Source organism: Arthrobacter sp. CMU6 (genome assembly GCF_059090205.1).
This window is the reverse complement of sequence record NZ_JBNHFL010000004.1, coordinates 150,158-165,736: the sequence shown is the minus strand read 5'-3', so window position 1 is coordinate 165,736 and position 15,579 is coordinate 150,158. Positions and strand designations below refer to the sequence as shown.

The 15,579-nt window shown below is 67.2% G+C and carries 16 protein-coding genes; 13 read left to right on the top strand and 3 right to left on the bottom strand.

Translation table 11 applies throughout. The annotated features are described in order from the left end of the window. Positions 1 to 10: 10 nt before the first annotated feature. The 3 genes from AC5RWD_RS04335 (at position 11) to AC5RWD_RS04325 (ending at position 2,343) form a co-directional block, all read left to right on the top strand. Positions 11 to 1,246 (top strand): MFS transporter, encoded by a 1,236-nt coding sequence (locus AC5RWD_RS04335; protein WP_494018855.1) that lies wholly within the window; start codon positions 11 to 13, stop codon positions 1,244 to 1,246. A gap of 144 nt (positions 1,247 to 1,390) precedes the next feature. Further along, positions 1,391 to 2,110, top strand: a complete 720-nt coding sequence (locus AC5RWD_RS04330; protein ID WP_494018854.1) for an ArsR/SmtB family transcription factor — start codon at positions 1,391 to 1,393, stop codon at positions 2,108 to 2,110. Further along, positions 2,107 to 2,343, top strand: coding sequence for a 2-nitropropane dioxygenase (locus AC5RWD_RS04325; protein WP_494018853.1), 237 nt, complete (start codon positions 2,107 to 2,109; stop codon positions 2,341 to 2,343). Before AC5RWD_RS04330 ends, AC5RWD_RS04325 begins: the two co-directional genes overlap by 4 nt. 62 nt (positions 2,344 to 2,405) lie before the next feature. On the opposite strand, the gene AC5RWD_RS04320 is transcribed toward AC5RWD_RS04325, so the two are convergent. Then, positions 2,406 to 2,915 (bottom strand): Lrp/AsnC family transcriptional regulator, encoded by a 510-nt coding sequence (locus AC5RWD_RS04320; protein WP_003805226.1) that lies wholly within the window; start codon positions 2,913 to 2,915, stop codon positions 2,406 to 2,408. 118 nt (positions 2,916 to 3,033) lie between these two features. Next, on the bottom strand, positions 3,034 to 4,365 hold the full coding sequence (locus AC5RWD_RS04315; protein WP_494018852.1) for an MFS transporter: 1,332 nt from the start codon (positions 4,363 to 4,365) through the stop codon (positions 3,034 to 3,036). Between the two features lie 90 nt (positions 4,366 to 4,455). Here AC5RWD_RS04315 and AC5RWD_RS04310 point away from each other — a divergent pair, with 90 nt between their 5' ends. Further along, a complete protein-coding gene (locus AC5RWD_RS04310; RefSeq protein ID WP_494018851.1) occupies positions 4,456 to 5,442 on the top strand; it encodes a LysR substrate-binding domain-containing protein in 987 nt (328 codons plus the stop codon). 69 nt (positions 5,443 to 5,511) lie between these two features. Here the strand turns inward: AC5RWD_RS04310 and AC5RWD_RS04305 are convergent, their stop codons facing one another. Beyond that, positions 5,512 to 6,543, bottom strand: a complete 1,032-nt coding sequence (locus tag AC5RWD_RS04305) for a nitronate monooxygenase (protein WP_494018850.1) — start codon at positions 6,541 to 6,543, stop codon at positions 5,512 to 5,514. A 150-nt stretch (positions 6,544 to 6,693) separates the two neighbouring features. Between AC5RWD_RS04305 and AC5RWD_RS04300 the strand changes: the two genes are divergently transcribed. The 9 genes from AC5RWD_RS04300 to AC5RWD_RS04260 all read left to right on the top strand — a co-directional run bounded on the left by AC5RWD_RS04300 (position 6,694) and on the right by AC5RWD_RS04260 (position 15,578). Next, positions 6,694 to 7,566: an N-acetylglucosamine kinase gene (locus AC5RWD_RS04300; protein ID WP_494018903.1), complete on the top strand. Its 873-nt coding sequence runs from the start codon at positions 6,694 to 6,696 to the stop codon at positions 7,564 to 7,566. Between the two features lie 51 nt (positions 7,567 to 7,617). After that, positions 7,618 to 8,070 (top strand): NUDIX hydrolase, encoded by a 453-nt coding sequence (locus AC5RWD_RS04295; RefSeq protein WP_494018849.1) that lies wholly within the window; start codon positions 7,618 to 7,620, stop codon positions 8,068 to 8,070. A 351-nt stretch (positions 8,071 to 8,421) separates the two neighbouring features. Continuing rightward, entirely contained in the window at positions 8,422 to 9,483 is a 1,062-nt protein-coding gene (gene rsgA, locus AC5RWD_RS04290; RefSeq protein WP_494018848.1) for a ribosome small subunit-dependent GTPase A, read from the top strand. 284 nt (positions 9,484 to 9,767) lie between these two features. After that, the gene (locus AC5RWD_RS04285) at positions 9,768 to 10,856 is read left to right on the top strand and encodes an ABC transporter ATP-binding protein (protein ID WP_494018847.1); all 1,089 of its coding nucleotides are present in this window, start codon (positions 9,768 to 9,770) and stop codon (positions 10,854 to 10,856) included. Next, entirely contained in the window at positions 10,856 to 11,575 is a 720-nt protein-coding gene (locus tag AC5RWD_RS04280; protein ID WP_494018846.1) for an ABC transporter permease, read from the top strand. Before AC5RWD_RS04285 ends, AC5RWD_RS04280 begins: the two co-directional genes overlap by 1 nt. Then, positions 11,572 to 12,315 carry an ABC transporter permease gene (locus tag AC5RWD_RS04275; RefSeq protein WP_494018845.1) on the top strand — a complete coding sequence of 248 codons (744 nt, stop codon included), beginning with the start codon at positions 11,572 to 11,574 and terminating at the stop codon, positions 12,313 to 12,315. The genes AC5RWD_RS04280 and AC5RWD_RS04275 overlap by 4 nt, the downstream gene beginning before the upstream one ends. Then, entirely contained in the window at positions 12,312 to 13,271 is a 960-nt protein-coding gene (locus AC5RWD_RS04270) for an ABC transporter substrate-binding protein (protein WP_494018844.1), read from the top strand. Before AC5RWD_RS04275 ends, AC5RWD_RS04270 begins: the two co-directional genes overlap by 4 nt. Before the next feature lie 196 nt (positions 13,272 to 13,467). Then, on the top strand, positions 13,468 to 14,688 hold the full coding sequence (locus AC5RWD_RS04265; protein ID WP_494018843.1) for a pyridoxal phosphate-dependent aminotransferase: 1,221 nt from the start codon (positions 13,468 to 13,470) through the stop codon (positions 14,686 to 14,688). Positions 14,689 to 14,723: 35 nt separating this feature from the next. Next, positions 14,724 to 15,578, top strand: a complete 855-nt coding sequence (locus AC5RWD_RS04260) for a PPK2 family polyphosphate kinase (RefSeq protein WP_494018842.1) — start codon at positions 14,724 to 14,726, stop codon at positions 15,576 to 15,578. The last annotated feature ends 1 nt before the right edge of the window (position 15,579 follow it).

Below are 15,579 nucleotides of genomic sequence, written 5' to 3'. Positions count from 1 at the left end.
GGGCACGTGCATGACCGTCTTTAGCGAACTTCGAATGCGTCCGGCTGCGGCCTCCCGCTGGGGCTGGGATGCATCCACCACCTCACGGCTGGCCATGGCCGGCGTCGTCATTTTCACGCTCCTGGTGGGAGCAAACCTGGCGACCCCCCTGTATCCGCTCCTGCAGGCGCGGCTGGGCATCGGTTCCCTGGGTATCACCGTCGCGTTCGCCGCCTACGTCATGGCGCTCGTGGCAACGCTCATGCTCGCGGGCCACTGGTCCGACCACATCGGGCGCCGTGCGGCCCTTCTCCTTGCCGTGCTGACGGGGCTCGCGGGTGGGCTGGTGTTTGCTAACGCGGACAGTCTTGCCGGGCTGTGCGGCGGCCGGGCACTCCAGGGTGTCGCTGTGGCCCTGGCCACCGGGGCCAGTTCGGCCGCGCTGCGCGAACTGCTGCCGGAGCGCCCGGAGTGGGCTTCCCGTTTCACCCTGCTTGCCTCCGCCGGGGGCGTGGCAGCGGGCCCCGCAATCGGCGGGATCCTCTCCCTCCTGCCCGGCTCCACCACCACGCCGTACCTCATCCACTCGGTCGTCCTGGCCGCCCTGCTTGTCCCGCTGTACCTGCTGCGGGCCCGTCCCGCCATTAAGCCCGCTGCCGGCCCCCGCCCGCTGAAGGTGCTGGCGCCGCGCCGGCCCACGGTGTCCCGCGACGCCCGGGGCGCCTTCTGGCTGGCGGCGGCCGTCGGATTCCTTAGCTTCGCCGTCTTTGGCTTCTGCCTGTCCCTGGCGCCTGGCTACTTCGCGAAGATCCTCGGCACCGATTCGCGGCCGCTGATCGGCCTGCTCGCCGGGCTAACCCTGGGGTCGTCCGCCCTGAGCCAGCTGGTCGCCCTCCGGAGCAGGTTCGCCGTGCCGGCCGGACTCGCCGTGCTGGGCGGCGCCGTGGCGCTCATCGCGGCCGCGGCTGCCGCCGGCAACCCGTGGCTGCTGGTCGCGGCGAGCATAGCGGCGGGCGCCGGCCAGGGCGTCGCCTTCCGGACCGTTTTCAACGACGTGGCGGGCAAGGTGGAGGCATCCCGGCATGCGCAGATCATCAGCACCGTTTATGTGATCACCTACCTCGGAAGTGCCGTCCCGGTAATGGGGCTGGGGCTCGCGACGGCGGCCTACGGGCTAGACGCGGCCGTGGCCGGCTTCGTGACGGCGTGCGCCTGCGCCGCCGGGCTGCTGGCGGCGGTCACCTGGCGCCGCAGTCTCCGCCGCTAGCAGCAGCCGGAACCCGCGGCTACCGGTAGCAGCGGTGGGAGGTTCCGCCGTCGTATGCTGTGGTTCCTGCAAAGGAAACGGTTGCAAAGGAATGATTGCAAAATAGCCGTTGCAAAGAAATGTTTGCAAGAGTAGCCTTGCCATATGGCCAGCAAGACGAGCTCCGATATCCCCGACGTGCACGATCTGCCGTTCCCCGTACGGAAGATGGACCCGGCTTCGCTCAAGGCCCTTGCGCACCCGCTGCGGGTCCAGATCCTGGAAATGCTCTCCCGGTACGGCGCGCAGACTGCGTGCAGCCTGGGCGAGCTGCTGGGGGAGTCCAGCGGTTCCACGAGTTACCACCTGCGCCAGTTGGCCAAGCACGACTTCGTCCGGGAGGTAGAGGGAAAGGGCACTGCGCGGGAGCGGTGGTGGGAGCGGCCGCGCGGCGCCATAGAAGTATCGTCACCCGAGCTTGCCAGTTCCCCCGCTACCCAGGAAGCGTCGCGGCTGGTGAATAGGGAATTCGAACTCCGCCGCCAGGCCGTGCTCGCCGATTTCATGGCGCACGGGGCGGAATCCCTGAACCGCGACTGGTTGGAAGCCGCAACCGTCAGCACCGCCAACGTGCGGATGAACGGGGAGCAGCTGGGTGCCTACACGCGGGCCATGGAGGCCTACTCCTACCGGCTGCTGGAGGAGATCCGCGCCGAGGGGGACCAGGAAGGTGCCCGGCCGGTCCAGATCCACTTCAACGCCTTCCCCATCCTCGGGGTCCCCGCAAAGGCGGGCACCGGTGGCAGGGGCAAGACTCATAACCCCGCCCTGGCGGAAAACAACAGCACAAATCAGCCAACGAGTCCCGAAAGGAAAGAGCCATGAGTGCTCTATCGGTCAACCAGTCCGTCTCCGGCTACCGCCGCGCCTCCGTCCTGGAAGCCGTGGCCGTCCGCGTCGGCGCCGGCCTGGTGGAATGGGCGGAACGGCGCCGGGTTGTTCCGGAGGAAACTGTCCGGCAGCAGCGGGTCGCCGCACGGCGCCGCGACGAATTGAACCTGTTGCGTGGAGATGCCCTCGGAGCGGCCCACTCGGGCCTGCTGCTTCCCCGCCGCTAGGCAGCGACTGGCCGGTCATCCCGCCTGGCCAGTTGTTGCGCCCGGTCGGTTGCGCCGCCTGGTCAGTCCTGTTCCGGCAGCGGTCCGTGGTTGCCCTGCATGTGGTCGAACACCAGCGTGGTTTCGGTGTGGCCCACCACGGGATCGGTGGCCAGGTTGTCCAGCACCCAGTCCCGCAGGTCCTCGGTGGTGGCGACGGCGATGTGCAGCAGATAGTCCACTGAGCCGGACGTGTGGAAGGTTGACAGTACGGCGGGCAGCTTGGGGACGCGGGAGGTGAACCGGTCGATCTGCTCCCGGTCGTGGGCGCGGAGCCGGACGGCGATCAGGGCTTGCACGGACCGGCCGATCGCGGAAAGGCTCAGTTTCGCCTCAAATCCCTGGATGATGCCCCGGTCCGAAAGCGCGCGGGTGCGCATGAGGGCGGTGGAGGGGGCGATGCCCACCAGCTCGGCCAGCTGCTTGTTGGATATCCGGGCATCGTCCACGAGGGCCGCCAGCAGCCGCTCGTCGATGGCGTCCAGCGGCTCGTGTCCCGCCGGCGGCCGAATATTCTTCGGGTTGCTGCTCACGGATCCTCCTGAAGTGTCCTGCGTTCATCTTAGCGGCGGCAATGGTGCCAAGACCTTCACAGGAGGCGGGCACTTCCGAACATCTGCCGGTTTTGGCCCCGGTTCTGCGGCGAATTATTCAGGAATGCTGCAGGCTTGGTTTGTCCGGCCGGCGCTGCCGCCGCTGGCGAGCGGAAATGGGGTGTACGACGGCGGTGATCACCGCCGTCGTACACCCCAGGACGATGACGCCGGCCGCCAGCGCGGGCCAGCCGAAAGACTGGAACACCAGTCCTCCCGCCCAGCCGAGGATGCTGGAGCCGAGGTAGTACGCGAGGTTGTACAGCGATGCCGCCTGTGCCCGGCCTGACTGGGCGATGGCACCGGTCCAGCCCGCGCCGATGCTGTGGGCCGCGAAGAAACCGCCGGTGAAGATGATGAGGCCGGTCAGTATCAGCAGCAGCACCTCGGTGAGGGTGAGGGCGAGGCCTGCGGCCATCACCGCAATGCCTGCCAGCAGCACCGTGCGCCGGCCGAAGCGTTGGGTCAGGGCACCGGCCCAGCGTGAGGTCACAGTGCCCGACAGGTAGGCCAGGAAGATGAGGCTGATGAGCGTGGCCGGAAGGCTGAACGGTTCGCCGGAGAGCCGGAACCCGAGATAGTTGTAAACGGCCACGAAGCCGCCCATCAGCAGGAAGGCCTGCAGGTAGAGTGCCAGCAGCCGCGGGTTGGCCAGGTGCCCCGACAGGGTCCTGGCCGCTCCGCGGAGGCCCATGCCCCGGGCCGGGCTGAAGCCACGGGCTTTGGGAATCAGGACCAGGAAGAGCACGGCGGCCACGGTGGCCAGGACGGAGACGGCGAGCGCTGCAGCACGCCAGCCCCACAGTTCCCCTGCCGGCCCGGCCACAAGTCTGCCGGCCAGGCCGCCCAGCGTGGTGCCCGCGACGTAGCTGCCTGCGGCCACGGCAGCGTGCGCCCGGTCGATCTCCTCGTTGAGGTAGGCGATGGCGATGGCCGGGATGCCGCCCAGGGCCATGCCCTCCAGCATCCGGAGGCCCAGCAGGACGGGGAAGGACGTGGCCAGCGGCACCAGCAGTCCCAAGGCTGTGGCCAGGCAGATTCCCCAGGTCATGGCCTTCACCCTCCCGATCCGATCCGCGAGGAACGACCATGGAATGACGGTGACGGCCAGGCCCACGGTGGCCAGGGAAATGGTCAGCGCGGCTTCCGCGGCGCTCACCCGTAGCTCGGCGGCCATGACCGGGAGTACTGCCTGGGTGGAATAGAGCTGGGCGAAGGTGGCCACACCGGCAAACGCCAGGCCGGCCAGAATCCTGCCGTAGGCCTGTGAACCCTTCGGATGCCCGTTCCACCCGACGCCTGCCCCGGCAGCCGGACTTGCCCCTGCAGTTGGCGCCTGCCGGGTCTGGTTCGGCTGGATTCTGGGGGAATGTTGGCGGGACGTTGGCATGCCTTCAGCGTAGATCTATGCTGTCCTAGCATCCAATGCATCATTCATTGATAATTCATGCTGGAGTGGATTGGTTATCGGAGGAACACCGTGGATATCGAGCACAGGCAACTGGTGCAGCTGCTGCCGGTTCTGCCGCTGCTGGCGGAGCTGGGGAGGACACAGCACATCACCGAAACCGCCGAGCTGCTGGGCGTTCCGCAGTCGACGGTCAGCCGCGCGCTGGCGCGCGCCAGCGCCGTGGTGGGGACCGATCTGCTGGTGAGGGATGGCCGGGGAGTGCGGCTGACGCCTGCCGCCACGGCGCTGCTGCCCTACGTGGAGTCGGCGCTCGCCGAGTTCCGCGCCGGCCTGGACCTTGTCCGGCACCAGTCGGAGGTGGTGCGCGGCCGGATCGCCGTGACCTTCCAGCACACGTTCGGCGAAGCGACGCTGCCGCTGCTCATCAGTGCGTTCCGGAGCCGCTATCCGCAGACGGAGTTCGCTCTCAGCCAGGGCTCCCGCGACAGCTGTCTGGCGGAACTCTCCTCCGGGTCCGCCGATCTCGCCCTGACGGCACCCGTGGCACCCGCCGGAAGGACCATCGGGTCCGCCGCCCTGTACCGGGAACCACTGCGGCTCGTTGTGCACCACCGGCACCGGCTGGCGGAGCGGAAATCAGCGTCTGTGGCCGAGATCCGGAAAGACCCGTTCGTCGCGCTGGGATCGGGGTACGGGCTGCGGTCCCTGACAGACGTCCTGTTCCGGGAAGCCGGCTTCAGGCCGCGGATTGCCTTTGAGAGCCAGGATGCACACACCGCGCGGGGCCTGGTGTCCGCCGGGCTGGGTGTCAGCATCCTTCCGCCGGAGGGCGGCAGCGGTCCGGGCCGCGGCGTCACGGCTGCCACCGGCGATCTGGGCTGGGTGGAAATTGCGCTGGAATCGGAACTGGCATACCGCGAGATCGGTCTGGCCTGGCGGGAGCGCCGCGGTGTGCGGGAGGACGAACCGGACGCGCTGCGGCTCTTCCGCGAGCTGGTGTTGGGCGAGGGGCCAGGGCTGCTGGCGGGGCTGGTCCGGGCCCGGTCGGGCGCCTGACCGTCTTATTGGCTCCGGACCTTTGACGCCCGGCCCTCAACTGTGCCGGTAGCTCGCCTGTGCCGGCACCTAACTGTCCAGGAGCGCTCCCACCGCCTCGGCCACGGGGCCGGTTCTGGCCGAGCGCCAGCCTTTGCCTGCCCAGAGGTTCAGCCGCTCCGCGTCGCCGGCGGCCGCTGCCGCCGCGCGGATCGGAGCTGTCAGGTGGTGGATGGCGGGGTAGCCCTCAGGGGCGTCCGTGTGGTCGCGGACAAAGTCATTGACGAGTGCCCGTGCGTAGCGGCCGGTGAACGCCCGCGTGGATGTTGTTTCGGTGAAGCGGTCCTCGCCAAGGGCGTCCTTGTGCAGCTGCCGGGCGCCGCTTTCGTCAGTCCGCAGCAGCGCCGTTCCCACCTGCGCGGCGACCGCCCCGGCGGCCATGACCGACCTGACGGCGGCGGCGTCGGACACCGCACCGGCAGCGATCAGCGGAAGGCCGACGGCGGCCGCCACCTCCCGGATCAGGTCAGCCGTCGACGGCGGCATGCCGCCCGGTTTGGTCACGGGCAGGAACGCGCCGGAGTGGGCGCCGGCGCTGCTGTGCTGGACCACGAGGGCGTCGACTCCGCGGTCCGCTGCCAGCTCGGCCTCGGCGCGGCTGGTGACCGTGGCGACGATGGTCGAACCGGCTTTCCGGAGCGCCCCGACAACTGCAGAATCCGGCAGCCCGAAGGCGAAGCTGACCAGTTCAACGGGCTGCTCCAGCAGGAGGTCGATCTTCGCCTGCCACGCGTCGTTGTCGTCAAGCACCAGGGGCGGCACCGTCACCCCGTACCGCCCGGCGTCCCGGCCAAGGCTGCCCCGGTACTCCTCCAGCCGTGCCACGGCGTCGGGGGACGGGTTCAGCTGTTCATGGTCGGGTACAAAAACGTTGACGCCGAACCGGACGCCGGCATCGCGGCAGGCGCGGATCTCGGCGCTGACCGCGTCCGCGCTCTTGTAGCCTGCGGCGAGAAAGCCCAGTCCGCCGGCGCGGTGGACCGCCGATACGAAGGCCGGCGTGGACGTCCCGCCTGCCATGGGCGCTGCAATGATGCGGGTATCGATCTCGGCGTGGGGCATGGCCGGCTCCTTGGGGCTAATCAGTACGCTGTTCAGGTGACTAACTCTGACAACCTATCCGGTGCGGCCCCTGTTCCGTCCAATGCCGTTTCATCCAGCACTGTCCCGTCCGGTTCCGGTGGGTCCGGCACCGCCCAGCCCAACGACGTCGTGATCGGCCTCGACATTGGCGGCACCAAGACTCGGGGCGTCCGCTTCGAGCACGGGGAACCGGCAGCCGACCAGAGTGTGGGCAGCGCCAACGTCCAGAACGTCAGCCGTGAAGAAGCCGCCGCACACCTCGCGGAGCTGTTCGCCAGAATCGGCGCTGGCCCGGTGGCGCAGGTCTACGCCGGCGCCGGCGGGATCGACACCGATGAGGACGCCGCCGCCCTGGCTGCCCTCATTGAGCCCCACGTCCCGGGGGCCCGCATTACCGTGGTCCATGACTCCCGGCTCCTGCTGGCGGCAGGCGGCGCCAGCAGCGGCGTCGCAGTGATTGCGGGCACCGGATCCGCGGCCTGGGGAACGAACGGGAACGGCGATGAGGCGCGGGCCGGCGGCTGGGGCTACCTCCTGGGCGATGAAGGCAGCGGCTACTGGCTGGGCAGGGAGGCCGTCCGGCACAGTCTGCGGCGCATGAACCAGGGCCAGGAGCCGGACGAGCTGACCAGGGCGCTGCTGGACTCCTGCAACACCGATCACCCGAACAAGCTGATTGCGCTCTTCCACTCCCCGGACACCGGACGCCGCTTCTGGGCGCAGCAGGCCCGGCTCGTGGTGGCGGCGGCCGACGCCGGCCACAAAATGAGCCGCGACCTGATCGACCAGGCGGGCAAGGACCTGGCGGACATGGCTGCCCAGGTCCTCCGGCAGCTGGGGCTGGACGGACCGGTCATCCTGGGCAGCGGCCTGGGCATGAACGTTGTCCGGCTCCAGGAATCGTTCCGGCGGCACCTGGCCGCGGCAGGAGTCCGTGACGTGCGGGTCCTCGAGCAGGACCCCGTTTTCGGTGTCCCGCTGCTGGTCCGCGAGCAGACCTGACCCGGGCATGGCTGAGCCCCCACGCGGTTAGCGCAAGGCTACGCTGGAGCCATGACCGTTCTCTTCGACACCCGCCCTGCCGCGTACGCGGTGATTATCCGCGACGACGCCATCCTCCTGGCGTACTGGAAGCAGGACGGCAAGGAAGGTTGGACGCTGCCGGGCGGCGGGCTGGACCTGGCCGAGCATCCGGTGGACGGCTGCATTCGTGAGGTCTTCGAGGAGACGGGCTACCATGCCGAAATCGGCGCGATGCTCGGGATCGACGTCGGACACTGGCCGGCGGGTTCGCGGCTGGACGGGATGGACCGCGACTTCCAGGCGCTCCGCCTGGTTTATGAGGCGAGGGTGACAGGCGGGGAGCTCACCCACGAAGCGAACGGCACCACCACACACGCCGCGTGGATACCGCTCCACGACGTCGGCTCGCTCAACAGGGTGTCCCTGGTCGACGCCGCGCTGCGGCTGTTCCGGGAGAGGCCGGTCAACGGCAAACTGGACTGAATTTCCTGCCCCACTCTGATTTCCCTAGCCAGCCGGCGCCCCGCTGGCTATTCTGGGGGAGTCCCCGGACGTTCTGTCCGGTGGCGGCCAGTCTGGCATGAACTTCGTGCGGGGGAGGTGGACCTGATGATTGCAGAATTCGTGTGCGCTCCGCGCCCTGTTGAAAGCACCCTCATTACTCCTGCCCCCGCCGCTGACCACTCGTAACCACTCCAGCGCACTCTGTGCAGAACGCACTGCCTGGACGGCCTGTGGCGCTTCGGGGCCAACCCGAGGTTCACATTGAAAAATACTTCCGGCATTCGTGCCAACCAGCTTCAAAACCAGACTCCTTCAACAAAACCTGACCCCGTGCCTGGCCCGGTCCGGTACGGTTTTACCGAGGCAGCGGCGCAGCACTTCGCGGCCCATCCGGCAGCCGGCGGCGAGGCGGCCGCCCGTGTTGTCCGGGTGGACCGCAACCGGATTGTCGCGGCCACGGCCGACGCTCTGGTGCACCTGCCTTACCCGGCCAGTACCGTGCCGGCCACCGGCGACTGGATCTGGCTCGGCCGCAACCGGGCTGCGGAACCGGCCATCGTTGGCGTTCTTCCGCGCAGGTCCGAGCTGAGCCGCAAGCGTGCCTTTGACCCGTCCACGGACGCGCAGGTCCTCGCAGCGAACGTCGACATGGTGGGGGTGGTTGTTCCCGTGGACCGTCCGCTGAGCCACAACAGGCTTGAACGGACACTCGTGGCCGTGTGGGATTCCGGGGCCACGCCCCTGGTGATCATCACGAAGGCGGACCTGGCAGACATCGCCGATGACGTCGTCGGGAAGGTGATCCTGCAGGCAGCGGGGGTGGACGTGGTGACCACCTCTGCCGAGCAGGGGGACGGGATCGACGAACTGCTCTCCCGGGTGCTGCCGGGGACGACGCTGGCCCTGCTCGGCCCGTCCGGCGCCGGAAAGTCCACGCTCATCAACGCCCTCGTGGGACACCACGTCCAGTCAACTGGTGACGTACGCGCCAACGACGGCAGGGGGCGGCACACCACGACGTCGCGGGAGCTGGTGCCGCTGCCCAACGGTGCCGTGCTGATGGACACGCCCGGTGTCCGCGGGTTTGGGCTGTTCGACGCCGAGGACGGCATGGAGGAGATGTTCGGCGACCTGCAGGTGCTCTTTGAGCAGTGCCGGTTCGCCGACTGCGCCCATGACAGGGAACCCGGGTGCGCCGTGCGGGCGGCGCTCGAGGACGGGTCGCTTGAGGAGCGGCGGTGGGCCAGCTACCTCAAGCTCCAGCGCGAGCTCGCTGCCCTTGAGCGGCGCCATGACGCTGCGGCGAGAAGGGCATACCAGCGGGAATGGCACCAGAAGGTGGTGGTGGCCGGCCGGAGCCAGCGGGCAGCCGAACGCTACCGCCATTCCTGAAACGGACTCCCGAAAACGGTGTAGTTTTTGTCCAGGTAACGGCCGCTCCGGGGGCTTTGGAAGCCATTATCTGGACAAAACTCGTCCACCCATCCCGACGGGCAGAACGCCTCCTCAACAGAGTGTTTGTCTCCGAATGATTACGGTATCCGCGCCTGCTGCGGTTTTGCTGCGGGCACTGGTTACGCTGTGTCAAGACGCGCTTTACAGCCAAAAAACAGCGTGCTTATGATCAATTCGCTTTACCGTCCGATGTTGCCGCCCAACAGTTAGGTAAGCCGGGTATGGCCGAAGCCATGATTGAGTTCCAGAACGTCACCAAGCAGTACCAGGGCGGGCAACCGGCGGTGGACCAGCTGAGCATGTCCATTGACCGGGGCTCCATCACGGTGTTCGTAGGACCATCAGGCTGCGGCAAGACGACTTCCCTGCGGATGATCAACCGGATGGTGGAGCCCACGACCGGGACCATCACCGTGGGCGGGCGCGACGTCACATCCGTACCAGCGGCCGAGCTCAGGCGCTCCATGGGCTACGTGATGCAGTCGTCCGGGCTCATGCCGCACCGCTCCGTGGTGGACAACATCGCCACCGTGCCCCGGCTGAACGGCGTCTCGAAGGCCGACGCCCGCAGGCGCGCGGAGGAACTGCTCGACGTCGTGGGGCTGGCCCCTTCGCTCGGCAAGCGGTACCCCTCGCAGCTCTCGGGCGGCCAGCAGCAGCGTGTCGGTGTGGCCCGGGCGCTCGCCGCCGATCCGCCCGTCCTGCTGATGGACGAGCCGTTCAGTGCCGTGGATCCCGTGGTGCGCGACGAGCTGCAGCAGGAACTCCTGCGCCTGCAGCGCGACCTGGCCAAGACCATCGTCTTTGTTACCCACGACATCGACGAGGCCACCGTGCTGGGGGACAAGGTGGCGGTCTTCGCCGTCGGCGGCAAGCTGGCGCAGTACGCCACGCCGGAGGAGATTCTCCGGGCTCCGGCCAATGACTTCGTGGCTTCGTTTGTGGGCCGGGACCGCGGGTTCCGGCACCTTGCCTTCACCACTGCCGACGGCGTTGCGGTCCATCCCGTGGAAACGGTCACCCGGGGCGGGGGTGCAAGGGCCAACGCGGATGACTGGCGCCTGGTGGTGGATGAAGAGCAGCGCCCGCTGGGCTGGGAAGGCCCGGGGCTTGACTCGCAGCTCATCCCCGGCGGCTCACTGTTCCGTCCGGGCGACACCCTCCGGCGGGCCCTCGACGCCGCGCTGTCGTCCCCCTCGGGGCTCGGTGTCGCGATCGACGCCGACGGCAAGGTTGCCGGCGTCGTCAGGGGTGCGGAGGTGCTCTCCGTCATCGAGTCCGCACGGCGGACCCGGCAGGGCGCACTCTGATGGAGTGGTTCCTGGCCAACAGTCCCATGGTCTTCGAACGGGCCGGCCAGCACCTGGTCTTGGCCCTGGTTCCGATGGTCCTGGGCCTGCTGATCTCCATCCCGCTGGCACAGTTCTCGCGGCGGCACACCGCACTCCGGCAGCTCGTGGCCACCGTGAGTTCCCTCCTCTACACTGTCCCTTCCCTGGCCCTGTTCATCATCCTGCCGCCACTGCTGGGAACCCGGATCCTTGACCCGGTGAACGTCATTGTTGCCCTGACCATTTACGCGGTGGCGCTGCTGGTGCGGGCCGCCATGGACGCGTTCGATTCCGTTGATGATGACCTCCGGCAGGCTGCCGTGGCAATGGGCTACCAGCCGACCGCCCGGTTCCTGCAGATCGACCTGCCGCTGTCCCTGCCCGTGATGTTCGCCGGCCTCCGTGTGGTGTCGGTGAGCAACATTTCGCTGGTGAGCGTCGCCGCCCTTCTGGGGGTTGGAAACCTCGGAATGCTGTTCACGGACGGCCTGCAGCGGAACTTCGTCACGGAAGTAGTGGTGGGGATTATCGCCATCCTGCTGCTGGCCCTGGTGATGGATGCGCTGCTGGTGATCCTGGAACGGCTCCTCACGCCGTGGACCAGGGCAAGGGCAGGCTCCGCAAGGACCGACGCGAACGCCAGGTCCGCTGCCGAATTCCTCGCCGATGCCAAAGTGCACCCGGGGGCGGGCTCATGAACATCTTTACGGAAACATTCGCCTGGCTGGCGGATCCAACGCACTGGTCCGGTCCGGGCGGGATCCCTGTCCGCCTGCTCGAACACCTGCAATACAGCGGTCTGGTCCTGGTCATCGCCGCGGCCATTTCGGTCCCGGTGGGCCTATACATCGGGCACACGGGCAGGGGCCGCGTTGTGGCCGTGGCCGTGGCCGGCGCCCTTCGCGCTCTGCCCACCCTCGGACTGCTGGTGCTGTTCGCCCTCATCGCCGGAAGCGGCCTGATGCCGCCGGTATGGGCGCTGGTCATCCTCACGGTGCCGCCGCTGCTGGCCGGCACGTATGCCGGCGTCTCCAGTGTGGACGCCAACGTGGTCGATGCCGCCCGCGCCATGGGCATGAAGGAGCTGCAGGTGCTGTTCGGCGTGGAGGTGCCCAACGGGCTCCTGGTGATGTTCGGCGGCATCCGCACCGCCGTGCTGCAGGTGATCGCCACCGTATCGGTGGTGGCCTACCTTCCGCTCGGAGGCCTGGGGCGCTATTTGTTCGACGGGCTGGTGCTCCAGGACTTCCCGCGGATGCTGGCTGGCTCGCTGCTCATCGCGGTGCTGGCGATCGTCGTCGACCTCGTCCTCGCCGTAGTGCAGCGCCTGGCCGTTTCACCAGGACTTTCCGCACGTTCCAAGGGCGGCCCCAAGGCCGCCACCGATCTCTCGGCTGCCGCGCCCGCGGCGGCCGCTGTTCAAGGAGGCACCGCATGAAGTATCCCGACCGCACGACTCTTACCCGCCGTGGCCTGGGCGGCCTCGCTGCCGGCGTCGGCATTGCCCTTGCACTTTCAGCCTGCGGCGGCGGCGACCCGTTGTCTTCCCCGACCACCAGTGCAAGCGGCGGCGCCACCGCCGGCGGTTCGCTGATCGTCGGCTCAGCCGACTTCCCGGAAAGTCAGATCATCGCGGAGATCTATGCCGGCGCCTTGAATGCGGCCGGGGTCACCGCCACCACGAAGCCGAACATCGGTGCCCGCGAGATCTATTTCAAGGCCGTCCAGGACGGGTCGGTGGACGTCGTTCCGGATTACTCCGGCAACCTGCTCTCCCACGTCGACGCCCAGGCCCCGGAGGTCACAGCGGAGGACATCTACAAGGCGCTGCCCGAAAAGCTGCCGCAGGGACTCGGCGTGCTGGAGCCATCCAAGGCGGAGAACAAGGACGCCATGGTGGTCACCAAGGCCACCGCGGAAAAGCACCAGCTCAAGTCCATTGAGGACCTGGCCAAGGTGTGCAAGGACCTGACCATGGCCGCGCCCGCCACGTTCGAGACCCGCTCCTACGGGTTCCCGGGGCTCAAGAAGAACTACAACTGCGAGCTCAAGGCTCTCAAGCCCTTCAGCGACGGCGGCGGCAACCTCACGCTGCAGGCGCTCCTGAGCGACGAGGTCCAGGTTGCTGACATCTACACCACCACGCCGTCCATCGCGGACAACGACCTCGTTGTCCTGGAGGACCCGAAGAACAACTTCAAGGCACAGCAGGTGCTGCCGCTGTACAACTCCGCGAAAGTGACGGACAAGGCCAAGGAGGCGCTCAACAACGTCTCCAGGACCCTCACCACGGACGACCTGATCAACCTCAACCGTGCCGTGAGCGGAAGCCAAAAGCAGAACGCCAAGGACGCGGCTGCCGCATGGCTCAAGGACAAGGGCATCATCAAGTAATACTGACTACTGACTGAATGAGTACGACGGCGGTTGCCGGTTCCGCGCGGACCGGCAGCCGCCGTCGTCGTTAAGCGGATAACGGGTAAGGCGGATGGCGGGGATGACCGGGCCACGCGCGATGATGCCCTCCGGGTCAACAGCGTGTGAGGCACGTCTCCCCGGAACTGCATCCCGCTTGTGGCATATTTGATGAATGGCAGAATTCAAGCAGTCCACCAAGCTTCATAATGTCCTTTACGACATCCGTGGACCGATTCTTCAGGCCGCCCAGCAGATGGAGGCAGAGGGTCACCGCATCCTTAAACTGAATATCGGCAACCCCGCACCCTTCGGTTTTGAAGCGCCGGACGCGATTTTGGTGGACATGATCCGCCATCTGCCCCACGCCCAGGGATACAGCGATTCCCGCGGCATTTTCTCTGCCCGCACGGCCGTCTCGCAGTACTACCAGACCCGCGGCATCCAAAGCATCCACGTGGACGACATCTACCTCGGCAACGGTGTCAGCGAGCTCATCACCATGTCGCTGATGGCCCTGCTCGAAGAGGGCGACGAGATCCTGATCCCCACCCCGGATTACCCGCTGTGGACCGCCTCCGTGGCGCTGGCCGGCGGACGTCCGGTGCACTACCTCTGCGACGAGGAGTCCGGCTGGCAGCCTGACCTGGAGGACCTCGAGGCAAAGATCACGCCGCGCACCAAGGGGATCGTGGTCATCAACCCGAACAACCCCACCGGCGCCGTGTACCCCGAAAGCACGCTGCGCAAGATCGTTGCCCTGGCCGAAAAGCACGGGCTGGCGATCTTCGCCGACGAAATCTACGAGAAGATCCTCTACGAGGACGCCGTGCACGTGAACATGGCCGGGCTCACCGGCGACGACGTGCTGTGCCTGACCTTCAGCGGGCTGTCCAAGGCCTACCGCGTCTGCGGCTACCGGGCGGGATGGATGGCCATCTCCGGACCCAAGAAGGAGGCCGCGGACTACCTCGAAGGCATCAACCTGCTGGCCAACATGCGGCTGTGCGCCAACGTCCCGGCCCAGCACGCCATCCAGACGGCCCTGGGCGGCTACCAGAGCATCAACGACCTCATCCTGCCCGGCGGCCGCCTGCTGGAACAGCGCAACAAGGCATACGACATGCTCAACGCCATCCCCGGCGTCAGCACCCAGCAGGCCCGCGGCGCACTCTACCTGTTCCCCAAGCTGGACCCTGAGGTCTACAACATCCGGGACGACGAAAAGTTTGTCCTGGACCTGCTCAAGGAACAGAAGATCCTGGTTTCCCACGGCCGGGCGTTCAACTGGGTCCGGCCCGACCACTTCCGGATGGTGACGCTTCCGAACGTCAAGGACATCGAGGAAGCAATTGGCCGGATGGGAGACTTCCTCAGCAGGTATCAGGGGAACTAGCCTTTACCCACATTCAACTGTGGAAAGAGGTCCCCATGGCCGGCGTTGTGGAATTCGCGAAGTTCCCCTCCAAATCCTTGAGAGTCGGCAAGGGCTTCAAGCTGTCGGATGTCGACCCTGACGCCACTACGGGCTATTCCGGGGTCAAGGCCGACGGCGAGGCGCTCCTTGAGGACCTTGACGGCAAGCTTGCCGAGCTTCAGGAAAAGCTGTTCGCCGAGTCCAAGTTTGGCGGCACCAAGCGTGTCCTGCTGATCCTGCAGGGCATGGACACCGCCGGCAAGGGCGGGATCGTGAAGCACGTACTGGGGGCCATGGACCCCCAGGGCGTGCAGTTCAAGTCCTTCAAGGCCCCCACGCCTGAGGAAAAGGCCTACGACTTTCTCTGGCGCATCGAAAAGGAAGTCCCGGCCGCCGGCATGCTGGGGGTCTTTGACCGCTCCCATTATGAGGACGTCCTGATCCACCGGGTTCACCGCTGGGCGGACCCGAAGGAGCTTGAGCGCCGCTACGCGGCGGTCAACGAGTTTGAGGCGCGGCAGGTTGCCGTGGGCACGAAGGTCATCAAGGTCATGCTGCATATCAGCAACGACGAGCAGAAAGATCGGCTGCTGGCGCGGCTGGACAATCCGGCCAAGCACTGGAAGTACAACACCGAGGACCTGAAACAGCGTGCCTTCTGGGACGACTATATGGCCGCTTACCAGGCAGCCTTCGATGTCACAAACACGGAGCATGCACCTTGGTACGTCGTGCCGGCCAACAAGAAATGGTATGCGCGGATCGGAGTACAGCAGCTGCTGCTGGAGGCTCTGCAGGAACTTGAGCTGGAGTGGCCCAAGGCGGAGTTCGACGTGGACGCAGAGCGCCGCCTCGTCGAACGCTCCTAAA